The following is a 21,662-nucleotide window of genomic DNA, read 5'->3' as shown; positions in this document are numbered from 1 at the left end:
GTATGATAAATCACTTCCTTTTTTAAAAGATGGCTTCATATATGTGCGTTACATAAATTCAAATTAACTTTATTAAATTGCAAATACAATAGAAAAGGTGCATATTTACATATCAATGAAAATATGCACCTTTCCTCAGTAATATCATCAGGCATTCGCTTCTATTACAAAGATTTCTATGTCTCTACCAATTACTTTTTACATTATCCTCTTAAAAAGTAATACTCTTGATATATTCATTATTGCCTACACTTTATTTGCAGTTATTGGGCTGCCCTTTTCGTTCATAGCGTTGCATCTTTTGCACTCTCTACTTTTCAGTTAATGAAAGGGATGTTCCTTTTATCTCTTCAAATTCATTTAATAGGTACTTAGCTATCTTTTCAACTGCGGGGAAGTCTACTATTTCCTCATGTGATCCAGGGACAGAATACTTATTTACTCTTCCTTTTAATAAAGGTCCCCAATCTGTAAACAACTCTTTTCCTTCCTCAGCACTAAAATAGAGAACTTCTCCAGAGTATGGTATTAAATCATGATCTGCCATTATGTTCAGGCATTTCCTATGAGCATTGATAACTTGCTTCAAATTCATAAGATCTGCATCAGGCGGGAGTACTCCTTCCATAAGTAATCGCTCTACAAGCATATCTTGTTCATGGAAGAGGCCTTCCCCCCGCTCAGTAAAATCTCTAGGAATGAAATGCTCATATATATATGAAAGCATATCCTCCGTTGTTTTATAGTCCTGCTCTGAAGGTACTTTAGTATCCATTAGTATCAACAACTCAACTTCCTCACCTTGATTCTTTAGTACAGTTGCGATTTCATAAGCAATCGCACCGCCTAAAGACCATCCTCCAAGACGATATGGACCTTCTGGCTGAACACGTTTGATTTCTTCAATGTAAAGTTGAATTACTTCCGGCAAGGTCAATTCATCAATTTCTCCCTTTTCTATAAGAGGATTCTGTAAACCATAAAATGAACAATGATTCTTAAGTAATCTTGCTAGTTGAATGTAACAGAATACATTCCCCATAAACGGATGAACACAGAAGAAAGGTCTTTTCTCTGATTCTTGTAGTGGAACCAGCGCTGATACAGATTTTGTCATATCATGCTTATCACGAATAAGGCATGCGATTCCTTCCAATGTTGGATTCTTAATCAATGTAGACACCTTAATCTCTTTTCCAAACTTCTCCTTAATTTTTGAAATCAATTTAATTACAAGGAGAGAATGTCCCCCTCTATTAAAGAAATCATCATTTACATAGACATCTTCTATCTGTAACACATCCTGCCAGATTTTAATCAACTGATATTCAATTTCATCCCTTGGAATGATTGGTGTAGACAAATTATTTTCTCTTTGAATTGTTAAACTGTTCAATGCCTTTCGATCAACTTTTCCATTCGGTGTAAGAGGAATCTTGTCTACCTTTATAAAGTGTGCGGGAACCATATAATTCGGTACTTGTGTCTTGAGATATTCACGCCAGTCATGCATACTTCCATCTCCAACTACATAAGCAACCAATCTCTGCTCTCCTAGCTTATCCTCTGTCACCAAAACTACTGCTTCTTTTACCAATGGATGCCTCTCTATACTCGCTTCAATCTCTTCAAGTTCAATACGAAAGCCCCTAATTTTCACTTGATTATCAATTCTTCTCAAGTAATCTAAATTACCATCAGGTAAATAACGAACCAAATCTCCCGTACGATATAAATGCTCTTCTTCATTAAATGGATGACGGATGAATCGCTCTGTTGTTAATTCTGGACGATTCAAGTATCCTCGCGCTATACCTGCACCACCAATATATAGCTCACCTGTTACACCAACTGGAACAGGTAACAAATTTTTATCTAATACATAAGTTTGAACGTTCGGCAACGGACGTCCAATTGTAACTCTCTTACTATCTGTTTCGATATGATAACACGTTGCATCAACCGTACATTCTGTAGGACCGTATACGTTATAAAAATCAATTTTTTCAGTCTCTACTAGCTGTTTCCATAATGACGGCATGATTGCTTCACCACCGACCAATATCTTGCTTGGCACATGAACATCAGCACTTGTTTCTAGTAATCCTCCATCTATAAGTAATTGAAGTAATGAAGGTGTCATATCAAACATTTCCAATTTATTCTCCCTAATATAAGACACAAATCGTTCCGGATTAGTGCGAACTTCACTTGGGATAATATATAAACTTGAACCATACAGCAGCATTTGTAATTGCTGAATAGATACATCAAAGGCAATTGACGCATTCAAACCGACGCGCATATTACTAGGTATCTCATGTGAGAAAACTTCTTTTTGTAAACCATAGGATAGGTTTATTACAGAATGGTGCTGTACTAAAGCCCCCTTTGGATTCCCTGTCGAACCAGAAGTATAGATAACATACGCTAAGTTTTCCCCTGTTACTTCACATATTGGTGAAAGTTTGCTTTCTTGAGAAAGCATTGCTTGGTCCCTATCTAGGCAAACTGTCTTGATGTCTTTAGGTATCCATCCTAGTAATACCTCATTTGTAACTAACACTCTAATTCCCGTGTCTTCTAAAATATATTGCAGGCGGCTTTCCGGATTCGATGGATCTAATGGAACATAGGCTGCTCCAGCCTTCCAAATTCCCATGAGACCAACAACCATCTCAACTGAACGCTCAAAGCAAAGGCCAACTAATGACTCTGTCCCAATTCCACATTTCTGTAAATGATGGGCTAATTGATTAGCTCTTTCATTCAGCTCTCGATATGTTAGTTGCTGTTTTTCATCTACCACTGCCAACGCGTCAGGCGTACGATTTACTTGCTCTTCGAATAGTTGATGGATTGCATTCTCACGTGGATAGGATATATTATTATTATTCCATTCTTCCAATAGCTTTCTTTGTTCAGCTTCCGTAATATATACTAGCTCCGATAGATTTTGATCAATGTTTTTGAGCATTTGCATTAACACTTGGTGTAAATGACCCAGCATTCGTTCAATGGTTACTCTATTAAACTTACTACGGTCATACATTAACTTTAACGATAACTGGATTCCTGGAACTACAGCTAACCCTAATGGGTAGTGGGTTTGTTCTACCCCTTCCAATTCACCAATTTCCAGATTTTCTGAAGACTCCTCTTTCACTGGATAATTTTCAAACACATATAAACTATTGAACAGCGGTATTCCTCTAGGAACTTCACTCCACCCCTGAATCTCTGTCAAAGAAGCATACTCATATTGTCTTCTTTCTATCTCTTCCTCTTGTATCTTCTGCAACCAATCTATTAATTTTATATCATCCATCAATTGAATTCGCGTCGGTGACGTTGTAATGAAAGAACCTACGATGTTTTCAACATCAATAATCTCCGTAGAACGCCCTGAGCTTGTTACACCAAAAACAATGTCATTTTCTCCACTATATCGGCTCATGAGATATGCCCATGCACCTTGAATTACTGTACTCAAAGTAAGTTTATTGCGTTTCGCCCATCCTTGTAACGCTTGAGTCTGCTCTTCTGATAAATACGTAACCTTCTCTGTGTAACCTTTTTCTTCCTCTTTACTTTCTAAGCCCAGCAAAGTTGGCGCAGTAAAACCTTTTAGCTTCCCTCTCCAAAATTGTTCCGCCTGCTCCTTATCTTGCTCTCTTAACCATTGGATATATTTCTTATATGGTGAGGACTTAGGTAACTTCACAGCTTCTCCATTCATTCTCTTCTGATAGACTGTAAGTAATTCATTAAATACTAATGGTAAACTCCATCCATCCAGTAAAATATGGTGATGGGTCCAAACAATCCGATATTCTTCCTCACCTTCTTGAATGACTGTTACCCTCATCAATGGTGCTTCATCAAATTGGAAGGCTTGTTTTCGATCTAATGTCAAAAAGACTTTTCTTTTTTCCTCTATCTCTTCACTTGTCATTGTACGCCAGTCTTCTTTGTTCACTTTAAATGGGATATTTTCATACACCACTTGTACAGGTTCTTCAATTTCGTCCCATACAAATGCTGTACGAAAAATTTCATGCCGCTGAATTACAGATTTCCACGCCTGCTCAAAAGTAGGAATATCCATTTCCCCTTGAATCATAAAACTCAATTGCACTATATACGGTGCAACATGTTCATCCCCTTGATCATGCAATGTGTGGAAGATCATACCTTCTTGCAAAGGTGATAGTGGATATAAATCAGTAATCTGATTTTTCTTTCCACGATGCATTTTATTTAGTACATTTGTCAAACCTTCTTGGCTAAGATTAGCCATTGCAAAATCCGAAATGGTCAGTGCAGATTCTCTATCTGAAGATTGAATCAATCTACTCAGTTGATATAGCATATTCTGTGCAATACTTTGAATCGTTGATTTGGCAAATTGTCCAACATTGTATACCCAAGTGAACTGAAGTTTTCCATCCGTTACAACCCCAATTACATCAATTACATGCGATCGCTTGGAACCGGCAGCATGATCTAAACGCTTAAATTCGTTCTCTGGAATAAACATTGCATCGCTAGAAAACATTTGGTCAAATTGTCCAAGATAGTTAAAACTAATAGACGGTGTATATTGGGAGCTTAATAGCTCACACATTGTTGTGTTCATGTAACGCAACACCCCATAATCAACACCCTTATTAGGAATTTTGCGAACTTGTTCTTTAACTGCTTTTAATGCTGCAATTGGCGTATTAGCATTAGTAATATTTAAATGAACTGGGTAAATACTTGTAAACCATCCCACGGTTCTCGATAAATCAACATCTTCAATAATCTCTTCTCGACCATGTCCCTCTAAATCTACGCTTAATATCGGCTGCCCCGTACATGCTGCTGTAGCTTGTACCAATGCTGCTAATAATACTTCATTGATTTGGACACGGTGAGTGCTTAAAGTCTCTTGCAATAACATACGGGTCTCATTCTCGTTTAACACCACAGTAATTTCCTCAGTTACTGCGCTTACTGGATTACTTATAGTACCATCTACTGGCAGTATAACTACGTCTTGTTCAACCTGCTGCTCCCAGTAATGTAGCACTTCTTTTGATATTCCAGTTTGAGCGTAATGTTGTAATTTCTCCGACCATTCTTTAAAAGATGTACTCTTCATAGGTAATTGAATTTTTTGCCCTTGGACCGCTTGCGTATATGCTGTTTGCAAATCTTCCAATAAAATTCGCCAAGAAACACCATCCACGGCTAAGTGATGAATTGTCCAAAATAATCGGCCAGTCTTCTCACCTTCATCAAAATACACCATTCTCATTAACGGACCTTCATGTAAATTTAAACCTTCTTGTGCTATATTAATCTCTTTTTGAATAACTTCATGCCAATCCGCTTCCGGCACTTCATCTAATGAAATGACAGTCAGCATCAATTGTTCTTCAATTCCTTCATTCCACTGTTTCCAAGCCCCATTAGGTAAACGTTCATATCTTAAACGCAGGGCATCATGATGAAGTAGAAGGTTACGCGCTGCCTTTTCCAGTGATCCTATGTCCAATTTTTCTTTCGTTCTAAAGAACATGGATTGATTCCAATGATGTGGGTTAGGATGATTTTGTGCAAAAAACCTTTGCTGAATAGGTGTAAGTATCGTCTCTCCAATTATAATTCCTTGTTCAGCTTGTACACCTTGTTCTTCTTTGACTACTTGCGCCAACTCAGCAATCGTTTGGTGTTCAAATAGTTGTTTTGGTGTCAACTGTAAACCAGCTTGCTTCGCACGAGAGACAATCTGAATGCTAAGAATTGAATCTCCACCAATTTCAAAAAAGTTATCATTCATACCAATACGTTTTGAACCTAGCACACGTTCCCAAATGATAGAAAGCTTGTGTTCACGTTCATTTCTTGGGGCTACGTAGCCTTCTTGTGTTCCTTGATAATCTGGTATAGGCAATGATTTCCGATCAACCTTTCCATTTATGGTTAGCGGTAATTCTTTCATTTCGACAAAGTAGGAAGGTATCATATGGATTGGCAGTTTTATTTTAAGATACTCTCGCCATTCTTCTAAACTGCCTTCGCCCACTATATAAGCTACTAACCTCTTATCCCCCGACTGATTTTCCCTAACTATTACAACTGCCTCTTTTATCAAGTCATGCTCCTGTAAAGTCGACTCAATCTCCCCAAGTTCGATTCGAAATCCTCTAATCTTCACTTGATTATCCATTCTTCCTAAATAGTCTATATTACCATCAGAAAGATATCTCACGAGATCGCCTGTTCTATATAATCTCTCGCCTTCTTTGAATGGATGAGAAATAAATCGTTCGGATGTTAACTCTGGACGATTTAAGTATCCCCTCGCTAGACCCGCTCCTCCGATATAAAGTTCACCCATCACACCAACTGGAACTGGCAACCTATTTCTATCTAATACATAAGTTTGGACGTTAGGCAATGGACGCCCAATTGTTACTCTCTTACTATCTTTTTTGATATGATAGCATGTTGCATCAACCGTACATTCTGTAGGACCATAAACATTATAAAACTGTATTTTATCAGTCTCTACTAGATGTTCCCATAATGACGGCATAATCGCTTCGCCACCAACCAGTACCTTACTTGGAACATGAACACCATCGTACGTTTCTAACAATCCGGCATCTATAAGTAATTGAAGCATTGAAGGCGTTATATCAAAGATTGCTAACTTGTTCTCCCTAATATAAGCTACAAACTGTTCCGGATTACTTCGTACTTCATTCGGAATAATATATAAACTTGAACCATACAACAGCATTTGTAATTGCTGAATAGATGCATCAAAGGCAATTGACGCATTCAAACCAACATGCATGTTAGATGGTATCTCATGTTCGAAAACCTCTTTTTGTAAACCATGCGACAAGTTTATTACAGAATGATGCTGTATCAAGACACCCTTTGGATTCCCCGTCGATCCCGAAGTATAGATAACATACGCTAAGTTTTCTCCTGTTACTTCACATTTTGGTGAAAGAATGCTTTCTTTTGAAATCATTGCCTGATCCCTATCTAGACAAACTACCTTGACTTCTTTGGGTATCCAATCTTTTAATGACTCATTCGTAACTAATACTTGAATTCCAGTGTCCTCCAAAATATATCGTATGCGACTTTCTGGATATGATGGGTCCAATGGAACATATGCTGCTCCAGCCTTCCAAATCCCCATAATACTAACAATCATCTCAACTGAACGCTCAAAGCAAAGTCCAACCAATGATTCATTCCCAATCCCGCATTGCTGAAGATAGTGGGCCAATTGATTAGCTTTTTCATTCAGCTCTCGATACGTTAACTTCTGTTTTTCATCTACCACTGCTACCGCATCAGGTGTACGATTTACTTGCTCTTTAAACAGCTGATGAATCGTACTTTCCTGTGGATATGCTACAGCATCATTATTCCACTCCTCCAACTGTTTTTGCTGTAATCCTGACAATATAGGCAACTTAGCTAATGATTTATCAGGATTCTCCACGATTACATTCAACCAGTTCCCAAAATGTTCAGCCATGGATTCAATAGTTAAGCTGTCAAATAAATCAGTTCTATAAACAAAAGTAAGTAATAAACCCTCTTCCACTTCTGCAGCAGTTAAACTTAAATCAAACTTAGCGATAGGAGCATTACTTTCTATTACTTCTATATTTCTTCCATGTAGTTCTGGTAGCTTCTGTCCCGTATTTTGCAAAGTAAACATGGTTTGGAAAATCGGAGAATGGCTTGTATTTCGTTCAGGTTGGATAACCTCTACAATTTTCTCAAACGGAACATCTTGATACTCATACGCCTTCAATGCTTTTATCCTCACTTGAGACAACAACTCTTGAAATGCCGGTGCATTACTTAAATCAGCTCGATAAACCAATGTATTGACAAAGAAACCAATCAGCCCTTCAATTTCTCGATAATTTCGATTTGCAATTGGGCTGCCAACAATAATATCCGTTTGTCCCGTATAACGAGCAAGGAAACTTTGATACGATGCCAATAAGGTCATGAAAAGCGTTGCCCCTTCTTGACGACTTAGTTCGTTTAATTTATCCAGTAATGAGCGTGACAACAGCACATTATGAATTAATCCATGGTGGGTTTGCACTGGCGGACGCGGACGATCCATTGGCAACATTAAGACTGGTAACTCACCAGATAATTCTTCCTTCCAATATGCAAGCTGTTGATTTAGTACTTCATCTTTCAACCATTCTCTTTGCCACTGAGCAAAATCTGCATATTGAACTGGTAGTGGTTCCAGCTCTGCTTGTTTTTCACCAATCGCATTCTCATAAAATGCCATCCATTCTTGAAGTAAGATTTCCATCGACCATCCATCTGAGATAATATGATGCATATTACACAGAAGAACCCATTCTTCTTCTGAAATTCTTATGAGTTTCCCACGGAACAATGGCCCTTGTTCTAAATCAAATGGAGATTCGACTTCAGTTTGAATCCATTGCTCCAACTTTCTTTCTCTCTCCTCTAATGAAAGCTTAGTTAGGTCCATTTGCGGAAGAGGACGGAAAATATAAGGTTGAATCTGCTGCACAGGATGACCTTCTTCTTCATGAAATACCGTCCGCAAAGATTCATGACGCTCTATTAACTGATTCCATCCCAACTCCAATCCCTCAGGTAACCAATTCCCTGTAAGGCGGCATGCCATTGGCATATTATAAAGTGCACTATTAGGTGCAAATTGATCAATAAACCATAAGCGCTGTTGGGCATAAGATAGTGGAATATTATTTCCGCGTTCCATCGGCACCAATGGTGGAATTTCTCGTTTTTCGCTCCCCTTACGTAACTGATCTATTCGTTTTGATAATGCCTCGACCGTTGAATATTCGAACAGTTCACGTACTGGCAATTTGATTTGAAAGACTTCCTGTAAACGTGAGACCACTTGTGTAGCAAGTAGAGAGTGACCACCAAGCTCAAAGAAAGAATCCTGAACACCAATTTCTTTTATTCCTAGCACTTGCCTCCACACTGAAGCGATAAGTTCTTCCAGCGGAGTTCGTGGGTATACAGTATTTTCGGCGGATTGTTCACTAAGTATAGGCAATGCCTTCAAATCAAGTTTTCCATTCGGTGTAAGTGGTAAAACTTCCATCTCAATAAAGTTTGTTGGAACCATGTAATTTGGTAAATGTGTTTGTAGATGTTCTCGCCATTCATGGACACTTCCTTCACCAACTACATAAGCTACTAATCTCTTGTCACCTTGATTATCCTCTCGTACCAATACAACTGCTTCTTTCACAGAAGAATGTGCCTGCAAAACAGCTTCTATTTCTCCCAATTCAATCCGGAAACCACGAATTTTCACTTGGTCATCTATACGGCCATGGAACTGGAGATTACCATCAGAAAGATAACTTGCTTTGTCTCCTGTATAATAGAGACGTTCTCCTGACTTGAAAGGATGTGGAATAAATTTTTCCTTTGTAAGATCCGGACGATTAGCATATCCACGTGCAAGATTCTTCCCTCCAATATAGAGATCTCCAATTACACCAATTGGTACTAGCTGAAGATGAGAATCTAACACATAAACTTCTGTATTCGCAATCGGTCGACCAATCGATGGCGTACCTGTTGTCACTCCTACAGGTACATAACAATCTGTGGTAACAACGGTATTTTCCGATGGCCCATACTGATTAATTACCGCAAAAGGAATATCGTTAGATGGATACTGCGTTAATTGATCCCCACCAGTAATGATAAAACGAAGATCCGTTTTATCTGGCCAAGATAATTTCAAGAGCCTTTCCAGAATAGGCGTAGGTGCAAAGCTAGCTGTTATTTGTGAATCGATGAGCCAGTCCCTTAGCGCTTCTGGATTAATTCTCAGTTCCTCTGTTGACAAGTAGAGTGCTGCGCCAGCAGTTAGATACGGCCAAATCTCCTGGACAGCCGAATCAAAAGCAACCCCTGCAATCTGAGTCGCACGATCCTCTGCTGAAATATGATAAACTTCCTGATGCCAAGAAACCATATTCATTAATGAGCGATATTCAACCATGACACCCTTCGGTTTTCCTGTAGAACCAGAGGTATAGACAATATAGGCTAAGTTCTCTGGATTTATTTGACGTGTAGGTGCGATTACGCTTTCCACCGTTAATTCTTCTAACCTAACCATTTCAACGTGTGCGAAATGTCCTTCTTGTCCTTCCGCCGTCACTACAAATTGAATTCCTGCATCTTCAATCATGTATTCTAACCTTGATTTTGGATACAACGGATCTAAAACGACATAAGCTCCACCAGCTTTTAAAATGCCCAGTAAACTTGCCATTAGCTCAGCTGACCTCGGAAGATAAACTCCTACCACTGACTCTGGGGCTACTCCCTTTCGTTGTAAAACATTTGCCAACTGATTTGCTTGTGTATCTAGTTCACCATAAGTCCACTGTTTTGTTTGGTCAACTACCGCAATCGCATCAGGACGCCTTGCTACTTGCTCCTCAAATCTGTCGCAAACAAGACCCTGATGAGACATTTCCATTACAGTGTCATTCCATGTTTCTAATAACAAAGTACGCTCGGGTTCTGATAGCATACTCAGGTCATGCAACGGATTTTGTGGACGATGAGAAACTTCATGTAGCCATTTCTCAAAGTGTCCTGCCATCCGTTCAATAGTAGTAGCATTGAATAAATCCTTATTATACTCAAAAGTAAAAAGTAACCCCTCTTCCGTCTCAGCTGCCATTACACTTAAATCAAACTTTGCAATTGGACTATGGCTTTCTATCATTTCAATACTTCTACTAGATAACACCGGAAACTCTTGTTTCATATTTTGCAAAATGAACATAGTCTGGAAGATTGGCGAATGACTTGTACTTCGCTCCGGTTGCACAACTTCTACAATTTTTTCAAATGGAATATCTTGATATTCATACGCCTTCAATGCCTTTTGACGAACCTGATACAGTACATCTTGAAATGTCGGTCTACCACTCAAATTAGCTCGATAAACCAGCGTGTTAACGAAGAAACCAATTAGTCCTTCAATTTCTCTATAATTCCGATTCGCAATTGGGCTTCCGACCAGAATATCTTCTTGTCCCGTATAACGAGATAGAAAACTTTGATATGCAGCTAAAAGCGTCATGAAGAGTGTAGCCCCTTCTTTTCGACTAAGTTCATTCAATTTATCATGTAGCGTGCTTGGCAGAACCAGAGTGTATATCGACCCGTGATGAGTTTGTATCGCGGGACGCGGGCGATCCATAGGAAGTTGGAGTACAGGAAGCTCCCCAGACAATTCTTCCCTCCAATATTGGAGTTGTTGATCAAGCACATCCTCCTTTAGCCATCCTTTTTGCCACTGAGCAAAGTCGGCATATTGAACCGGCAATGGTTCAAGTTCCGCTACCTTTCCATCCGTTGCTTTCTCATAAAATGCCATCCATTCTTCAAGTAGGATTCCCATTGACCATCCATCTGAAATGATATGATGTAGAGTACAAAGGAGTATCCATTCTTCCTCTCCCACGTGCAAAATACTTGCCCTGATTAATGGACCCTCTGTTAAATCAAATGGCACTTCTGTTTCTTGTTGAATTAAACGTTTAACTTCTTCTTCTTGATCTTCAGAAGAAAGCATAGTTAAATCCGTTTTCGGAATTGATTGAAAAGCATACGGTTCAATTTGCTGTACGGGTTGACCGTTCACTTCGTGAAAGACCGTCCGCAGTGATTCATGACGTTCTATTAGTTGATTCCATCCCGTTTCCAATGCTTCAAGTAGCCAATTCCCTGTAAGGCGGCATACCATTGGTATATTGTAAAGGGCACTATTAGGTGTAAATTGATCAATGAACCATAAGCGTTGTTGGGCATAAGATAGTGGGATAGCTTCTCCTCGTTTCATTGGTATCAGCGGCGGAATCTCTCGTTTTTTATCTCCTTTACGTAACTGATCTAATCGCCTTGCCAGTGACTCCACCGTTGTATATTCAAATAGTTCACGTACTGGTAATTCAATTTGAAAAATTCCCTGTAAACGTGAAACTACTTGAGTAGCTAGTAGTGAATGACCACCGATTTCAAAAAAGGAATCCTGAACATTAATATTTTTTATTCCTAACACTTGGCTCCAAACGGAAACGATAAGCTCCTCCACTGGTGTTCGTGATGAAGTAATATCTTCACTTATGAACTGTTCTTCTAATTCCAGTAAGGCTTTCCGATTCACCTTACCATTTGGAGTGAGTGGCATACCTTCAATTTTGAAAAAGTATGCCGGAACCATATAATGTGGCAGTTGCTTCTTGAGATATTCACGCCACTCCCCAGTATCGCCTTCACCCACTACATAAGCTATTAACTGCTTATCTCCTGGTCGATCTTCCTTCACCAACACGACTGCCTCTTTTACAGATGAGTGATCATGTAAAGCTGCTTCAATTTCTCCCAATTCAATTCGGAATCCTCTAATTTTAACTTGGTTATCTATTCTTCCAATATATTCTAAGTTACGATCATTCATATATCTCACCAAGTCACCCGTTCGATATAATCGTTCCCCATCCTTAAAGGGATGCGGAATAAAACGTTCAGTAGTTAAATCCGGTCGATTGAAGTAGCCACGTGCTAATCCTACTCCTCCAAGGTAAAGTTCCCCTGCCACACCAATCGGGACGACTTGTTGATATTGATCTAACACATACAACTCTGTATTATCAATCGGACGACCAATCGGAATAAGCATTGGTTCTTTTTCTAAATCACAATCGTAATAAGTCACATCCACAGTTGCTTCAGTAGGACCATACAAGTTAATTAACTTTGTTTGCTGAACATTGTAAAAGATCCCCTTAAACCGGCGAACCTGCTCAGTGTTTAACGCTTCTCCACTAGTAAAAACTTGAATTAAAGACGATACATCCCTTTTCGAATTATATAGTTCCATATAATCTAAGAAAGTAGATAACATCGACGGAACAAAGTGCATGGTGGACACGCGATATCGTTCAATATACTCTTCAATCACCGCAGGATCTTTCTCTCCTCCTGGTGGAAGTAAACAAACACGTGCTCCTACAAATGACCACCAAAATAATTCCCATACAGAAACATCAAATGAAAACGGTGTCTTTTGTAGGATTGTATCCTCCCCGGACAATGGGTATTTTTTCTGCATCCACTGTAGGCGGTTGATAACGGAATGATGTTCAATCATTACCCCCTTTGGATTTCCCGTCGAACCCGAAGTGTATATAATATAGGCTAAGTTATTTGCTGTTACTCCACTTACCGGAGCTAAATTACTCTCTTTAGAAATCATCACTTGATCCCGATCTAAACAAATTGCTTGAATATCTTTAGGTAACCAGTCCTGTAGTGCCTCTTTTGTTAACAGCACTTGAATTTGTGAATTCTCCAAAATATATCTCAGGCGGTTTTCAGGATAACTTGGGTCCAGTGGGACATAAGCCCCACCTGCCTTCAAAATCCCAAAGAGACCGATAATCATATCAGGAGAACGTTCAATACATATACCAACCAATGATTCAGGTCCGATACCTCTTTTTTGTAGAAAATGTGCCAATTGATTCGATTTTTCATTTAGTTCTTGATACGTTAGCTTTCCACCCTCATAAACTACCGCCACTGCATCAGGTGTCCGTGCAACTTGTTGCTCAAATAGCTCATGAATCATACAATCATGACCATAAACTACGTCCGTATCATTCCATTCTTCTAAGAGTTGTTTTTGCTCAGTATCCGATAACATTGACAGCTTTGTATATGATTCATCTGGATGATACGTGATTTCATTTAGCCAGTTCTCAAAATGTCCTGCCATACGTGCAATGGTACTACTATCAAATAAATCCGTGTTGTATTCAAATGAGACGAATAGACCTTCTTCCACTTCATAGGCAGTTAAGCTCAAATCAAATTTAGCAATAGACATATTACTTTCTACCATTTCAATACTTCTATCAGGCAAATCTAGTCGTTCTTGTTTTATATTCTGTAGCGTAAACATGGTCTGAAATATAGGGGAATGACTCATGCTTCGTTCAGGTTGCACAGCTTCTACCATTTTTTCAAATGGTATATCTTGATATTCGTAAGCTTTTAACGCCTTTTTCTTTGTTTGGTTCAAAATCTCCCGAAAAGTAGGGGTGCCACTCAAATCTGATCGATAAACCAATGTATTAACAAAGAAACCAATTAATCCTTCTACTCCCTTATGGTTCCGATTTGCAATCGGGCTACCAACTAGAATATCTTTTTGTCCCGTATAACGAGCGAGAAAGCTCTGGTATGCGGCCATTAAAGTCATAAATAAAGTGGATCCTTCTTGTCGACTTATATCCTTCAATTGACTGAGCAATTTATAAGGAAAAATCACGTGATGCGCAGCCCCAGAGTAAGTCTGCTTAACCGGTCGAGGTCGATCCACTGGCAGTTGTAAGATAGGAAGCTCACCAGACAATTCTTCCTGCCAATACGTAAGCTGACGATTTAGCACATCACCTTGCAACCACTCCTTTTGCCACTTCGCAAAGTCTGCATATTGAATAGATAATGAACTTAATTTAGCAGGATTTCCGCCTGTTTCTTCTTCATAGAAAGCAAGGCATTCATTCATGAATATACCAATGGACCAAGCATCAGAAATAATATGATGCATCGTACACAGTAATAACCATTCATCCTTCTCTAATTGAACAAGCTGATTACGAATTAAAGGACCATTCATTAAATCAAATGGTTCTTGCGCTTCTCTCGCAATTAAACTATCTACCTCTTTTTCTTTTACTTCTAGAGGAAGTTGAGAGTAATCCCTTACAGGTAATGCGCTAGGAAGGAATTCGACAATTTGTTGCACAGGCTGTTCTCCTATTTCTTTAAAAACAGTTCGTAATGATTCATGACGTTCAATGAGTCGATTGAATCCCTTCTCTAATGCTTCAGGTATCCAATTTCCTTTTAGATGCCATACTGTTGGAATATTATATAAAGAACTGTTTGGGTTAAACCTGTCCATAAACCACAAACGTTGTTGTGCATAAGACAACGGGAGTGCTTCTTTATTCTCCTTTTTTTGCATTTGCTTCTGAAGCCATGCTCTCTTCTCAGGAGAAAGTGAACTCAGCTTTGCAAGTAAATCACTTCTCATTTTTTTACCCCTTCCTCAATCAAATTACTCTCGAATATCCCTTGTGCTTCTTCCTCTGATAGCTCCTCTAATTGCTTAAGTAGTTCCAATAATTCTTCATCATTACTCACTTCTGCTTCTTTTTGAACATAGTCTTGAAGACTTACATTCTCCTTACTATCATTCTGCATTTCTTGATTTTTGTTATCGAGCAATTGATCAATCTGTTCTGCCAATTGCTGCACCGTATGAAACATAAATAAATCATGCAATGGTATCTCGATTCCAAAAGCCTCTTTAAGATTGGAAACAGCTTGCGTAGCAAGTAATGAATGTCCACCAATTTCAAAAAACGAATCCTGAATTCCGATGTTTTCCATACCTAAAACTTCATGCCATATCGAAACAATTGTTTTTTCCGTAGACGTACGAGGAGCAATATAACAACTCGCTATCTCCTGCTTCTCTGGTGCTGGTAAAGCCTTCCTATCAATTTTCCCATTAGGAGTGAGTGGAAATGCATTTACTCCAACAAAATAGGATGGAATCATATAATTTGGTAGTTGATCCTTGAGATAATCACGCCACTTTTGAGCATCCCCGTCTCCTACAACATAGGCGATCAAACGTGGATCGCCAGGATAATCTTCCCGCACCATTACAATAGCTTCGTTAACTAATATATGCCTTTGTAATGCCGCTTCAATTTCTCCTAGTTCAATCCGGAACCCACGAATTTTTACTTGATGATCAATTCGTCCAACATACTCCAAATTTCCATCTGGTAAATACCTTACTAGATCTCCAGTCCGGTATACTCGCTCTCCTTCTTTAAACGGATGCGATATAAAAAGATTTTGCGTTAAGTCAGGGCGGTTTAAATATCCACGTGCTAACCCTGATCCACCAATGTATAGCTCACCAACTACACCAATTGGAACCATTTTTTGTTCGGCACTTAGTACATATACTTCTGTATTGAATATTGGTTTACCAATTGGTGGTACCCTATACATGACACCCTTTTCTAATTCCATATACGTGGAATACGTAGTATCTTCGGACGGTCCATATAGGTTGTACACCTTTTCAATCGTACTTCTCTCGTATAAATCTTGAACAAGCGAATATGGCAATGGTTCTCCAGCCAAATTCATCACCTTTACCGAAGAAGGGATTGTTTTTGCTCGAACCAGTTCCTTCGCTGCCGATGGTACAGTATTAACCAAAGTTACACCTTTGGTAGACAACTTCTCTAGATGTAGAGCATTTTCAGTGACAATCACCTTACCACCCATCGTTAAGGGAACAAATACTTCAAAAACGGATAAATCAAAAGATAGCGAAGTTGAAGCTAACACTCCCGCTAATTCCTTTCGGGAATACGTATGATGCGCCCAATGAATCATTGTTACTGTATTCCTGTGCTCAATCATTACTCCCTTTGGATTTCCAGTGGAACCTGAAGTATAGATAATATAGGCTAAGTTATCGCCCGTCACTTCACTCGTACATACCGTAGTTACTTCTTGTTCTATTTCTGCTCGATTACTATCAATACAAATCACGTTGACGAGTTTAGGTATAACCATTTTTTGTTGTAACTTTTCCTGTGTCACCAGTACCTTTATTTGAGCATCTTCTAAAATGTACTGTAGTCGACTTTCCGGATACACTGGATCAATTGGGACATATGCTCCTCCCGCCTTCATAATTCCTAAGAGACCGACAATCATCTCAGATGAACGTGTGACGCAAATCCCAACTAATGATTCGCATGTTACACCATTTTTTTGTAAATAATGTGCCAACTGATTCGAGCGTTCGTCCAACTCTCGATATGTTAGTTCTTCATCTTCGCACACTACTGCAATTGCTTCTGGTGTTTTTTTCACCTGTTCTTCAAACATTGTATGAATCGTACTTTCTTCCATATCTATAACACGCGATTTATTCCATTCCTCTAGTAGTTGCTTATATTCTACTTTCGATAATATATTCAGTTCTGATAATACACCTTTTGGATGAGAGACAATTTGATTTAACCAATGCTCAAAATGACTTGCCATACGTTCAATGGTTGTATCATCAAACAAATCAGTATTGTATTCAAAGGTTAGTGATAATCCTTCTTCCGTCTCAGTAACAAATAAACTCAAATCAAATTTCGCTACAGAAGCATGGCTTTCCATGAGTTCCATTTGTCTTTCAGATAGCTGAGGAAATTCTTGCTTCGCATTCTGTAAAGTAAACATAGTTTGGAATATTGGTGAATGACTTGTATTCCGTTCCGGCTTTACGGATTCTACCACTTTCTCAAATGGGATGTCCTGATACTCGTATGCTTTTAGTGCTTTTTTTCTTACCTGCGACAAAAGTTCTTGGAACGACGGATTTTCACTGAAATCAGCTCGATAAACCAACGTATTTGCAAAGAATCCAATTAATCCCTCAATCTCTTTCACATTTCGATTAGCGATTGGGCTTCCAACCAAGATGTCATCCTGTCCTGTATAACGAGAAAGGAAGCTTTGATACGCTGCCATCAATGTCATAAATAAAGTGCATCCTTCTTGCAGACTTAAATCTTTGAGCTTTTCCTGTAGGGAATTCGCCACTATTAAGGACTGACTTGCACCACGATGGGTTTGAACTGCAGGTCGAGGACGATCCATCGGTAATTGTAAAACCGGTAGTTCCCCAGATAATTCTTCCTTCCAATATTGAAGGTGCTGATTCAAATTTTCTTCTTTTTGCCATTCCTTCTGCCACATGACAAAATCTGCATATTGGATAGATAATTCCTTCAATTCCGCCGGTTTTCCGCTTAATGCTCCTTCATAAAAAGCCATCCATTCTTCAAGTAAGATTCCCATTGACCATCCATCTGAAATAATATGATGCATCGTACAAATGAGAATCCATTCTTCCCTGTCCACTTTCAATATTCGTGTTCGAATCAGAGGATCTTGTCCAAAATGAAATGGTTCCTCAGCTTCGTTTTGAATGAGCCGTTTCATTTCTCTTTCCCTATCTTCCAAAGAGAGATCTGTTAGATTCGTTTGAGGAATATGTCTGAATACATGAGATTGAACTTGTTGAAAAGGTTCACCCTCTTGTTCTAGAATTATCGTCCTTAATGATTCATGACGCTCCAACAATTGATTCCATCCGGCCTCCAATGCTTCAATTGACCATTCACCTGTTAAGCGACACGCTGCATGAATATTGTACATAGCACTATTTGGCATTAATTGATCAATAAACCATAGACGTTTCTGCGCATAGGAAAGTGGGATAATTTCTTCTCGTTTCATAGGTACAAGGGGAGCAACCTCTCGTTTTTTATCTTCTTTTCGTAACTGATCCACCCGTTTCGCCAATGCTTCCACTGTATCGTGCTTGAAAAGTTCACGTAATGGAATTTTAATTTGGAACAGTTCTTGCAATCGAGAGACAATTTGAGTAGCAAGTAGTGAGTGCCCACCACGTTCAAAGAAGGAATCTTGAATACCAATATTTTCTGTTCCTAACACTTTGCTCCAAACCGAGGCAATAAGCTCTTCCGATGGCGTCCGAGGTAGCACATTTAAATCTTCAATAGCTTGCTCATCAGGTGCTGGCAAGGCCTTTCGGTCAATTTTCCCATTCGGAGTAAGTGGGAAGTGTTCTAACTCTATAAAGTGCGCTGGAATCATATGATTCGGTAATTGGTTTTGTAAATACTCTCTCCACTCCTCGGTATTTCCATCGCTTATTACATATGCAACCAATCGTTGATCACCTGGACGGTCTTCTCTAACTAATACGACAGCCTCTTTAATAAACGAACATTTTTCTAAAGTGGCTTCAATTTCTCCTAATTCAATCCTAAAACCACGCATTTTGACTTGATGATCCATTCTACCTATAAATTCTATATTTCCATCAGTTAGATATCTTACTGAATCTCCTGTTCGATATAGTCGTTCCCCCAATCGAAATGGGTGCGAAATGAATTTTTCAGTAGTAAGATTCTGACGATTTAAGTATCCACGCGCTAAACCAGCACCACCAATATATAACTCACCCTCAGTTCCTATTGATTGCAAGCGTTGATTTTGGTCTAATACATATAATTGCGTGTTCTGTATTGGCTGCCCAATAGAAACAAATTCTTGATTAGGCTGAATATCAAATGCATTCACATAAATAGTGGCTTCAGTTGGTCCATAAAAGTTGGTTAATTTCACTTGTCCACTATAATTCCATTTCTGTTGAAATCGTCTAACTAACCCTGAACTTAGTTCTTCTCCACCAGAAAATACATGGCGTACGGACGAACAATTCATGTTCATTTCAATATGATTGAAGTGATCTAAGAAAACAGATAACATCGAAGGTACAAATTGAACTATAGTAACCTGATGTTGTTTAATCACTTCAGCTATAATAGAAGGATCTTTTTCTCCACCTGGAGGTAGGAAAGATACACTTGCACCAACGTGAATGCCCCAAAACAATTCCCAAACAGAGACATCAAATGAGAATGGCGTTTTCTGCAAGACCACATCCTTTTCAGAGAGCGGATATTTATGTTGCATCCATTCTAGATAATTAATTACTGAATGATGCTCAATCATTACTCCCTTTGGATTCCCTGTAGATCCTGAAGTATACATAACATACGCTAAATTTTCTCCTGTTACACCACTTATACATGGGGTTGTTTCTTCTTTTTCAATTGCAGTATAATCTTTATTCATACAAATCGTTTCAATATTTTCAGATACAAACAAATTTTTAGAATTCTCTTCCGTCACTAGTACTTCGATTCCAGCATCCTCTAATATATATCGAAGTCGACTCTCTGGATAAGTAGGGTCAAGTGGAACATACGCTGCTCCTGATTTTAGAATACCTAATAACGCTATCATCATTTGTAATGAACGTTCCATATATACCCCAACTAGAGACTCTGGGCCTACACCATGCTTTTGTAAATAATGAGCTAGCTGATTTGCACGCTTCTCCAACTCTTTATAGGTAATTTGTTCATTTTCGTAACTAGCCGCGATTGCTTCCGGTGTTTTTTTAACTTGTTCCTCAAACATCGTATGAATCATGCCTTCAGCCAAATAATTAACTTGAGTATGATTCCATTCCTCTAGTAACTGTATCTGTTCTTCTTCTGTTAAATGAGTAATTTCAAATAGTTTTGAATCTAGGCTCTTCGTCATCTGAATTAATATTTGCAATAAGTGATTCTGAATCCGATTTATTGTTTCTTCATTAAAATAGCTTCGATCATACATCAACTTTAAAGTAATTTTCTTACCGGGCATTACAATGAGTGTTAAAGGATAATTTGTTTGTTCCGTGCTTGTAACATCTAGTAATCTTAAATCATCATTTCTCTCACCTTGAATTGGATAATTTTCAAACACATACAAGGTATGAAATAAGGAGCTATTTCGCGGAACCTCACTCCAGCCTTGAATATCTATCAACGAATTATACTCATACTGTCTTCGTTCCATTTCTTTCATTTGTATTTTACGAAGCCAATCTACTACTGATGTATTATCCGTTAATCGAATTCTGGTAGGTAATGTGTTAATAAATAGCCCCACCATATTCTCTGCTCCTATTAAATCAGTAGGACGTCCAGCGCTAGTTACGCCAAATACGACGTCATTGTCACCGCTATACCTACTCATCAAATAAGCCCATGCACCTTGTACTAACGTATTCAACGTTAATCGACTATTTCGTACCCACTCTTGTAAATTCTCAGTAAGTTCCTCAGATACTTGATAAGCACACTCCCCATAACCCTTCTCTTGTCCTTGATCCTTTCTTTCCATTGCTAATGGAGTAGGTGCATAGAATCCTTTTAATTCTTCTTTCCAAAATTCCTCTGCTTGACTTTGATCTTGTTTATTTATCCATTGAATATATTTTTTATAAGGAAGAGATTTAGGAAGATTCAAAAATTCTCCCTTTATCATCTTGAGATAAACTTCCATCACTTCACTAAAGACCAATGACACACTCCATCCATCTAGCAAAATATGATGATGTGTCCAGATAATTCTCGTTTCCTCTTTTGCTTCTTTAATCGCAGTGACTCTCATCAATGGTGCTTCATCCAATAAAAATCCTTTCCTACGATCTGCAGTCAAAAACTGTTGTAATTTCTTCTCCTTCTCCTCATGCGAATAGGTACTCCAATCCTCTTGATGAATAGTAAAAGGAAGACGTTCGTAAACTGCTTGTAGAGGTTTTTCTACTTCTTCCCAAACAAATACTGAGCGCAGAACCTCATGTCGTTGAATAACATATTCCCAAGCTTTTTCAAAAGTGGCAACATCCAATTGCCCCCCGAGCAAGAAACCTACTTGTACAATATAGGAAAAAGAATGTTCATCATCTTGATCGTATAAAGTATGAAACAGTATTCCTTTTTGCAAAGGTGATAAACCATATATGTCAATAACGTCTCCCATTT

General features: G+C 38.6%; 2 protein-coding genes. Both read right to left on the bottom strand.

Features of this window, described 5'->3' with window-relative positions:
• Positions 1–310: 310 nt before the first annotated feature.
• The gene (locus BLT20_RS10055) at positions 311–15,124 is read right to left on the bottom strand and encodes a non-ribosomal peptide synthetase (protein ID WP_002025813.1); all 14,814 of its coding nucleotides are present in this window, start codon (positions 15,122–15,124) and stop codon (positions 311–313) included.
• 65 nt (positions 15,125–15,189) lie between these two features.
• Positions 15,190–21,660 carry a non-ribosomal peptide synthetase gene (locus BLT20_RS10050; RefSeq protein WP_000503024.1) on the bottom strand — a complete coding sequence of 2,157 codons (6,471 nt, stop codon included), beginning with the start codon at positions 21,658–21,660 and terminating at the stop codon, positions 15,190–15,192.
• Between the last annotated feature and the right edge of the window lie 2 nt (positions 21,661–21,662).

It is taken from the genome of Bacillus sp. cl96, assembly GCF_900100505.1.
In the GTDB taxonomy this organism is placed as follows: Bacteria; Bacillota; Bacilli; order Bacillales; family Bacillaceae_G; genus Bacillus_A; species Bacillus_A cereus.
This window is presented reverse-complemented; position numbering and strand designations above follow the sequence as displayed.

Coding starts and splice junctions, on each gene's coding strand:
- BLT20_RS10055 (WP_002025813.1), bottom strand. CDS start 15,124: ATGCAAAAAAAGGAGAATAAAGAAGCACTCCCGTTGTCTTATGCACAA.
- BLT20_RS10050 (WP_000503024.1), bottom strand. CDS start 21,660: ATGGGAGACGTTATTGACATATATGGTTTATCACCTTTGCAAAAAGGA.